Source organism: Flavobacterium laiguense (assembly GCF_003097655.1).
GTDB lineage: Bacteria > Bacteroidota > Bacteroidia > Flavobacteriales > Flavobacteriaceae > Flavobacterium > Flavobacterium laiguense.
Genome location: NZ_QCZH01000002.1, coordinates 278631 through 287298, shown reverse-complemented (window position 1 = coordinate 287298; position 8668 = coordinate 278631). Strand labels below are relative to the sequence as shown.

At 32.0% G+C, this 8668-nt stretch carries 6 protein-coding genes; 3 read left to right on the top strand and 3 right to left on the bottom strand.

Going from position 1 to position 8668, the window contains the following annotated elements; genetic code table 11:
* Positions 1–64: 64 nt before the first annotated feature.
* The 3 genes from DB891_RS04140 to DB891_RS04130 form a co-directional block, all read right to left on the bottom strand.
* Positions 65–1801 (bottom strand): S8 family serine peptidase, encoded by a 1737-nt coding sequence (locus DB891_RS04140; protein WP_116760882.1) that lies wholly within the window; start codon positions 1799–1801, stop codon positions 65–67.
* A 795-nt stretch (positions 1802–2596) separates the two neighbouring features.
* Positions 2597–3445 (bottom strand): helix-turn-helix transcriptional regulator, encoded by an 849-nt coding sequence (locus DB891_RS04135; protein WP_124019488.1) that lies wholly within the window; start codon positions 3443–3445, stop codon positions 2597–2599.
* Positions 3446–3499: 54 nt separating this feature from the next.
* Positions 3500–4243, bottom strand: a complete 744-nt coding sequence (locus DB891_RS04130) for a tetratricopeptide repeat protein (protein ID WP_116760878.1) — start codon at positions 4241–4243, stop codon at positions 3500–3502.
* A gap of 458 nt (positions 4244–4701) precedes the next feature.
* On the opposite strand from DB891_RS04130, the gene DB891_RS04125 reads away from it, so the two are divergent.
* The 3 genes from DB891_RS04125 (at position 4702) to DB891_RS04115 (ending at position 8601) form a co-directional block, all read left to right on the top strand.
* On the top strand, positions 4702–5979 hold the full coding sequence (locus tag DB891_RS04125) for a hypothetical protein (protein ID WP_116760876.1): 1278 nt from the start codon (positions 4702–4704) through the stop codon (positions 5977–5979).
* Between the two features lie 310 nt (positions 5980–6289).
* On the top strand, positions 6290–6856 hold the full coding sequence (locus DB891_RS04120; protein WP_116760874.1) for a YceI family protein: 567 nt from the start codon (positions 6290–6292) through the stop codon (positions 6854–6856).
* Positions 6857–7200: 344 nt separating this feature from the next.
* Positions 7201–8601 (top strand): anthranilate synthase component I family protein, encoded by a 1401-nt coding sequence (locus DB891_RS04115; protein ID WP_116760873.1) that lies wholly within the window; start codon positions 7201–7203, stop codon positions 8599–8601.
* The last annotated feature ends 67 nt before the right edge of the window (positions 8602–8668 follow it).

The following is an 8668-nucleotide window of genomic DNA, read 5'->3' as shown; positions in this document are numbered from 1 at the left end:
AAAGGCTTTATTTGAACTGTAGAATAGAATAATTGGGAGGTTTTAATGGGGAAAATAGGTTTTTTCACAGCCTGACGGTATGCGAAAGCATTGTTCCTGGCAATGCTGAACTTTTAATAATATCAAAAGATGCAGCCGAAAGATTATTACTTGTTATTGGCGAAGTACTATAATAAATACGATAATCAACAGGTTTTGTATCATCTGCATCAGTTGGAACAGTCCACGTTAAATTTGCAAATTCTTGTGCAATTCCAGTTAACGTTACATCTTTAATGGCAATTGGTGCAAGACCCTCATTATTTTGAATGGCTAAAAAAGTATCTATAAGACCTGAACCTAGTTTCCCAACATATTCTGGGTTGTGAATATCAATATCAACTACTCCTGTTAAAAGTTTACTTCTGAGAAGTTCGGGTGTTAATTGACTTTTACGATTTGCCAAAGCAAGTGCCGCAATACCAGAAACATGAGGACAAGCCATAGATGTTCCTTGATAGAAACCATATTGGGATTTTGGCAATGTACTTAAAACACCATTTTTTGCCCCTAGAGATGTCTCTCCTCCTGGCGCTGCAATATCTACCCATGTACCATAATTAGAATAACTTGCTTTTATCCAGTTAGGTCCAATTGAGCTTACAGACAACGTATTTTCATAATGTCCAGGATACCAATCTGAATCAGAGTTACTGTTTCCTGCAGCAAATATTACAATTCCACCTTTCATTGGGCTATTCGGATAATCTCCTGCTTCGGCAACAAAATAGTTAATAGCATCTTTTACAGATTCGTCAAAATTTCCTGGGCTTGTATATCCCCAACTATTTTGAGAAATCACAGCACCATTGTCTGCTGCAAAAATATAACTTCGTTCAAAACCACCGCCACCTAAACATTGAAGTGACATTACTTTAGAACCATCATTATTACCACTCCCACCAGCAACACCACAAACACCTATTCCATTGTTGTTGACTGCAGCTATTGTACCAGCTACATGGGTTCCATGAGATTGAGGGTCAATATTTCCACTATTTGTATCAAAATTCCAACCATGGATGTCATCTTTATATCCATTTCCATCATCATCCACTCCTGGAATTCCATTAAGTTCAGCTTGATTTGTCCAAATATTATCCTTTAAATCTGGATGCTCTATGTCTACTCCTTCATCGTGTATCGAAACGATTATATTTGGATTCCCTTTAACAACATCCCATGCTTTAAATAAATTGATGTCGGAACCATCTGTATATCCAGTTTGTCCTGTATTATTATAATGCCACTGATCACCCAAACTAGGATCATTGAAATAAGAAGCTGAGGTTACTTTAGAAGAATTCTCAAGATTAATTTTTTCAAAACTATAATCTGATAGTACTTTTTCTTTTTCTGTTTCAGCTATTTGTATATCAGCAATGCCCTTATATTGAAGAACTACCTCTTGAGGGTTTTGATTTATGTCTATATCTACAACATACCACAAATCTAATTTGTGTTTTCGCAACTTTGCTTCTAATCTCGGATTAGGGTTTTCTGGAAATAACCTTTGCATTTTCTTTGCCCCAACCTTTGCAGAAACTTTATCAAAAGCTTGAATTCCTGTCAAAAGTTTATCTCCTTTAGACACGCTCATTTTTCTTAAAGTTTGAGTTAATTGCCCTGAAAATTTAACTTTTACAGAACCTTGTTTAACCCCCTTTTTAAATGTAGCATGCTGACTAAATGAAAAAACAGACCAAAGCAAAAAAAACAAAAACCATAGTAATCGATTTCCTTTCTTGTAATAATTTGTCATAAAAATTGTATTTGGTTAATTAATAATTTAAAGCACTTGTCAATAGTTATATTTAAACCTTAAATTCCTTAATCTTGAAATTTTAAATGGTTATAAATATTTTTTAAAAGAGCAACGCATTAAATGTTTGTAGCAATGATATGGATAAACCAAATAGCTATGATTCAAAAAACAGTTACATTTTATATAACACATAATAAGAGACCATTACATTAATATAACAAAGAGATGTATGTAATTGTATATAAACTATTTAGACAATATTATTTTTGACTTAAAAGGAACTAAAAAGTGAACAGAAACAAGTGTCAATTTGCTTATTTAATGAATATTTTTTTTGGAGTAAGATTCTAGCTTAAAAAATATTAATTGAATTCTCAATATAATCCCAAAAAAACAACTATTCAAACAGAAAAACAGCAATAATTTAAAAAGTTCGAAAATGTATTATTGGTAATAAATTAACATTTTTTATCAAATGGATGAAAATGTTAATTTATAGGTTCAGATTTAACCATTTCTTTTTTTACCAAAATACTTTTTTTATAAATCTATATACCTTTTTAAGGTGGATCTTTATATCGGTATAAAAATGATTCCTAAATAGACACTGATTTAATATTGGTCAATTTGGTCTTGAGTCAAACAATAAAAAAGGGTCAATGTCAAACCAAAATTGGAGATCAATACTCTAAGTATACTTCACTTTGAATTAGAAAAGGGTTCTACTTTAATTAAAAAGTAAAACCCTTCTGTTTTTTAACTTAGGCATTTTTTATGATTTCTTAAAAGAATCTATATATTTTCCAGAAAAGTCACCAAATTAATTTCTTCATTTTGAATGTTAAGTTTTTTTCTTAGCCTTGCTCTTGCAACATTAAGACTGTTATACGATTGACGTGTAAGTGCACAAATTTCTTTGGTGGTCATATTTAATCTTAAAAAGGCACAGATTCTTTTCTCATTAAGTGTTAAATCGGGATATTTACTCTTTAAACGCTCATAAAAATCGTTATACACCTGATTAAAGCGAACTTCAAATTCTTTCCAAACATCGTCATCTTGAGCGTTTTTAATATCCACTATTATTTTTTGGGTAATTTCCTGGTCCTCTTTTTTCAATTGTTTTTTCAATGTCATTAACCGGTTGGAAATTTCAATAATGAATTCATTCTTTTTTAGCAAATACATTATATTGGTGGTTAGCTCCTTATTTTTAAATTCCAAATCTCTTTTCAAAGTGTTTTCTCTCAGAGAAAATTCTTTATTGTTCAATTCTGCTTTTTCTTTTAACAATTGTTGGATTTTAGCCTTCGTTTCCTGAAACCTGTACATTGTGATAACAATTATGATTACAAGAATCAAAACAATTGCAATAATCAAGTAAACCAGTTCTCTTTGGTTTTGTGCTGCTTTTGCAGTTTGACTTTCTTTATCAAAGTTATACTGCATTTCGGTCTGGGTAATTCTTTGTTGGTTTTCTTTATTAAAAAGACTGTCGCTTAATGACTTATAGGCAACCTGATATTGGTAGGCTTGTTTGTAATCTCCTTTTCTAGCCAATACCAGGCTAAGTTCTTCCAAAACAGATGCCCTTGCAGAAGACGAATTAGCTTGTTGACAGTATTCGAGACTATTAAGCAAATATTCTTGTGATTTATTTAGTTCCCCTTTTTCTTTATAAAGCTTTCCTAAGTGTTAATTAGATTTACATAATCCATATATATTGTTCTCTTTTTTTCGTATAGTAAGAGCTTCTGTAAAAATAGCTTCGGCAAGTTCGTAACGCTTTCCTTTAAGATATATGAGTCCCATATTGGAATATACTGAAGAAAGGTTTTCACTATCATTTGCCTTTTTGCTATGTGTTGATGCCTGCATAAAATATTCAAGAGCAAGATCCAACTGGCTTTTATTATCATAAATAATACCAATATTATTAAGCAATTTTCCTTTAATTTGATTGACTTTAAGGGAATCGGTTAAAATATTTTTATCCAATAAGCTTTTTACATGATTAAAGTTAATAAGTGCTTTTTCAAAATCTCCTTGATAAAAATAAACTAATGCAATGCTATTGTAAACTTTTAAAACATCTGGATTTGAGGGGTGATTTTCGTAAATTTTAAGTGCTTTTATCTGATTGTCAAGGCAAATATCAATATTGCCTTTAAGGAGATTAGCTGTACCCATACTTGAATACACTCTAGCCAAAAGGGTATCAGACATTTTTTTTTGGAAGGTTAACGCTTTTTTATAATAAAATATAGAAGAATCTAAGTCTTTTTTCTCTAATGCATGTCCTATTTGAATAAGCAAACGCACCTTTTTATTAGGTTCAGAATTTACTTGATATTGTAGTTTCAAACTATCAATATTTTGTGAAATAATAGATTCGCAAAAAAAAATAAAAAATCCTATAAGTATATATAAATGTTTCAATTCAAATAATTTTAGCTAAAATATGAATTATTTTTGAGTTTTAACGATATCGGTTTACTGAATTTACAACATATCTGACAATGTAATTTCTTCTTTGAAGGTTTAGCAGACAAAACAATCTATGATGATTTTGAGTTAACAGTGAACTTGAAAGTCTAATTTTAGAACTATTTATAGAAAGCACCCTCAGCATTATTGTTGAGGGTGCTTTTTTTTTATGGCAACAATCGACACTACTAACAACCTTATGCTTTTGTGTCAAACAAGAGCATTTTTTTTACCCTCATAACAATCTCCTCCACCTTCTTTTTCACACAGTAGCGATTTTACATCCTTAACTCAAAAGTTACAAATAGATAATATTCAGAAAATACACCCCAAACATTCTAATAGTACTTTTGAAAAAAAACTAAAGAGCCCAAAAAGAGTAGCTTAAATAACCTACAATCATTATCGTTATGAAAAAAATAGTATTAGTTGCAATTATCAGTCTTTCTATATTTACAACTCTTAATGCACAACAAATAAAAGGGATAACCGGAGAGAATAATTGGTTCAGTAATTGGACAAATTTCAAGCCATCAACTACAGATTACGATGATGCCACTCAATTATTAACTGGTACCATAAGCGCAAATCTTAAACTTACAAAAGGCAACACCTATCGCCTCGTTGGTATAGTGTATGTAACCAACAATGCCGTTTTAACAATTGAGCCAGGTACAGTAATACGGGGAGATAAAGAAACCTGCGGCACACTTGTGATAACCAAAGGTTCAAAAATTATAGCAGAGGGTTCGGCTACAGACCCAATCGTTTTTACTTCAAACAATAACATTTCGGAAAGGAGACCCGGAGATTGGGGCGGAATTGTAATTCTTGGAGAAGCACCTATAAACAAAATTGGAGGAGTGGGTTATTTGGATTTCAATTTTGATCCTGCCGTTAGTTACTATGGAGGTCAAGACCCAAATAACAATTCGGGAATTTTAAAATATGTTCGTATCGAATATGCAGGCAGAAAAATAAATGCCCTTAAAGAACTAAACGGATTATCGCTGGCTGGAGTAGGAAAAAGCACTAAACTTGAATTTATCCAGATTAGTTTTTCTAATGATGATTCTTTTGAATGTTACGGAGGTGATGTGAATTTTAATAATTTAATTTCATACCGGGCAACTGATGATGACTTTGATTTTACTCAAGGTGTTCAATGTAATATTGCCAATAGTATTGCCATCAGGAATCCTTATTCTTCGGACATATCAGGTTCCCGTTGTTTTGAAATTGACTCTTATGACAAAATTGAGAACGCTGATGTATCTAAAAAATTAACCAAGATAATAGCCAATAACATCACTCTAGTAAACACCGAAGACAACAATCAAGGATTGGTGAGAGAAGCAATTTACATTAAAGAAAAAAGTTATTTTAGTTTAAACAATAGTATTGTTGACGGTTTTAGTTCTTGTGTTTTACTCGAAAACAAAATAGGGGCAAATCCGATAAACTTAGCTAAAATCAATATTCTGGGATTACAAATAAACAGATGCAACGGAGTGGTTCTAAGCGAAACAGCTATTAATAATCCTGATTTAATAAGTTGGTACAATAGTGATACTTTTTCATTAGAATTTTCAAAACTCAATAATGCCGAATTATTCATACAATCAGATGTTAAAAAATCTCCCGATTTTAGAAAAAAAATAAGCACAGTAGTAACAAGTACTTATTAAATCATAAATCCATTTATTATACCAAACGGACGGTTTAAACAGTCCGTTTTTTTGGTTTGTTGCTTTCCCTAAAAAAAAAACTACTATTACTAATATTCAATAAAATAGCCATTTTTAATAAATTTAGAATCTAAGTTGCAAATTATTTTATGGAAACGAATTGAAATATAAAATTTTAAACTAACTTTATACATCGCTTAAAACCCTGAACATAAGATAACAACCTTACAATTCAAAACAATTTCATTCCACACTTTCAACAAAATGGAATTAATTTTACTTAATATCTATTAACCTAAATTAAAAAAATATGAAAAACCTAAAATTAATTAGCATCGCTCTTCTGGTTCTTTTTTCATTTAATAAAGGAATAGCCCAAACGTATAAAATCGATCCTTCAAAAAGTATTGTTAATTGGACAGGGAAAAAAATTACAGGACAACATAGTGGTACAGTTCTCTTCAAAGAAGGTTATCTTGTTTTCAAAGACAAAAAAGTAACCGGAGGAAATTTTACGGTAAACATGAAGTCCTTATCGAATACCGATCAAACTGGCAGTTCCAAATTAAAATTAGAAGGGCATTTAAAATCAGAAGATTTTTTTAGTGTCGATAATTTCTCTACAACGACTTTAGTTTTCAAAAGTATTGCTACTAAAGGGAACAATACTTATTTAATCAATGCTGATTTGACCATTAAAGGAATTACAAGCTCCATACAATTTGATTTGGTTGTTACCGGAAATAAAGCCACTGCCTCATTAACTGTGAACCGAACCAAATATGATATTAAATATGGTTCGGGAAGTTATTTTGATGATTTGGGAGATAAAACGATATACGATGATTTCGAGTTAGACGTAGTTCTAGTATATTAATCCTTGAAATTTAACAAAAAAGCACGAAATTCATCTTTTTTTTATTTTTTTTGATTTTGCCAAACCAAATATCATTTATATATTTGTAACCAAGAAAAACAGAATATGAAAACTATAACAAACAATACTTGGTGGTGGAATAATTTACGTCAGTCGTCGTGAACTAAGCTCCTATAGTATTATTTGAACTATAAATATAAAAGGCTTGTCATCACGACAGGCCTTTTTTTTTATTTCATTTTTTTAAATATAACGAAAAAAAACCACCCCGCCCTTTGGGCACCTCCCGTTTTAAGAACGGGACAGGCTTTCCAAAAGAGGGGAATTAAAAGGAAACAACAATTATGAAGACCTATAAACTACAAACCAAGTACAAACAAATCCTAGCCGATACGATAACACCTGTAAGCGTTTATTTTAAAATTAGAGATAAATTTCCAAACAGCTTGTTATTAGAAAGTAGCGATTATCATGGAAGCGACAACAGCTTTTCTTATATCTGTTGCAATCCTATAGCTTCTATAAAAATTGAAAACGAGACCATTTATAAAACTTTTCCTGACGGGAATTCGGAGACAATTGCCATTGATGCAAACACCAATATTCCCGAAATCATTCAAGAATTTTCGGGGCAATTCCAATCGGATAAAAATGATTTTAAATTCATCAACAATGGCTTATTTGGATACATTTCTTATGACGCCGTTCGTTATTTTGAAAAAGTGACCATTGCCAAAAAAGAAAACTCCAATTCGATTCCCGATGTGTATTATGCGGTGTACCAAAACATCATAGCCATTAACCACTTCAAAAACGAAGCGTATATTTTCTGTCATAGTCTTGACGGAAAAAACAACATCGCCGAAATCGAACAGTTATTACAATCCAGAAATATTGCTTCGTATAAATTCTCAAAGGAAGGTGAAGGCTATTCGAATCTAACGGATGAAGAGTTCAAACAAAATGTGGCGTTGGCCAAAAAACATTGTTTCCGTGGCGATGTGTTTCAATTGGTTTTATCCAGAAGATTTACTCAAGGATTCAAAGGTGATGAGTTTAATGTTTATAGAGCCTTAAGAAGCATCAACCCTTCTCCTTACCTATTCTTTTTTGATTACGGCGATTTCAAAATATTTGGTTCTTCACCCGAAGCCCAAATTATTGTCAAAAACCGTAAAGCGGAGATTCATCCTATTGCTGGAACTTTCAAACGAACTGGCGATGATGAAAAAGATGCCGTTCTTGCCAAAAAATTATCGGAAGACAAAAAAGAAAATAGCGAACACGTGATGTTGGTTGATTTGGCTCGAAATGATTTAAGCCGAAACGGTCATGACGTAAATGTGGAAAAATACAGAGAAGTTCAGTTTTTCTCCCATGTTATCCATTTGGTTTCTAAGGTAACAGGAATTTTACACGAAAAAGCCTCGACGATGCAAGTGGTTGCCGACACTTTTCCAGCAGGGACATTGAGCGGAGCTCCCAAACACAGAGCGATGCAATTGATAGAAGATTACGAAAAAACAAATCGTAATTTTTATGGAGGAGCCATCGGTTTTATGGATTTTGAAGGTAATTTTAACCATGCCATTATGATTCGAACTTTTTTGAGTAAAAACCACCAGTTACACTCTCAAGCCGGTGCCGGAATTGTAGCTAGTTCTGATGAAGAAAGTGAAATGCAAGAGGTATACAATAAATTATTAGCGTTGAATAAAGCGTTGGATTTGGCGGAAACAATTTAAAAAAGTAATCAGTTCCCGATAACTATCGGGACAGTTTTTAGTGTTCAGTCCAAGTTTGCGAAAACTG

What these genes read in the sequence shown, in the direction of transcription:
- DB891_RS04140 (WP_116760882.1), bottom strand. Translation starts at nt 1,801, where the DNA reads ATGACAAATTATTACAAGAAAGGAAATCGATTACTATGGTTTTTGTTT.
- DB891_RS04125 (WP_116760876.1), top strand. Translation starts at nt 4,702, where the DNA reads ATGAAAAAAATAGTATTAGTTGCAATTATCAGTCTTTCTATATTTACA.
- DB891_RS04120 (WP_116760874.1), top strand. Translation starts at nt 6,290, where the DNA reads ATGAAAAACCTAAAATTAATTAGCATCGCTCTTCTGGTTCTTTTTTCA.
- DB891_RS04115 (WP_116760873.1), top strand. Translation starts at nt 7,201, where the DNA reads ATGAAGACCTATAAACTACAAACCAAGTACAAACAAATCCTAGCCGAT.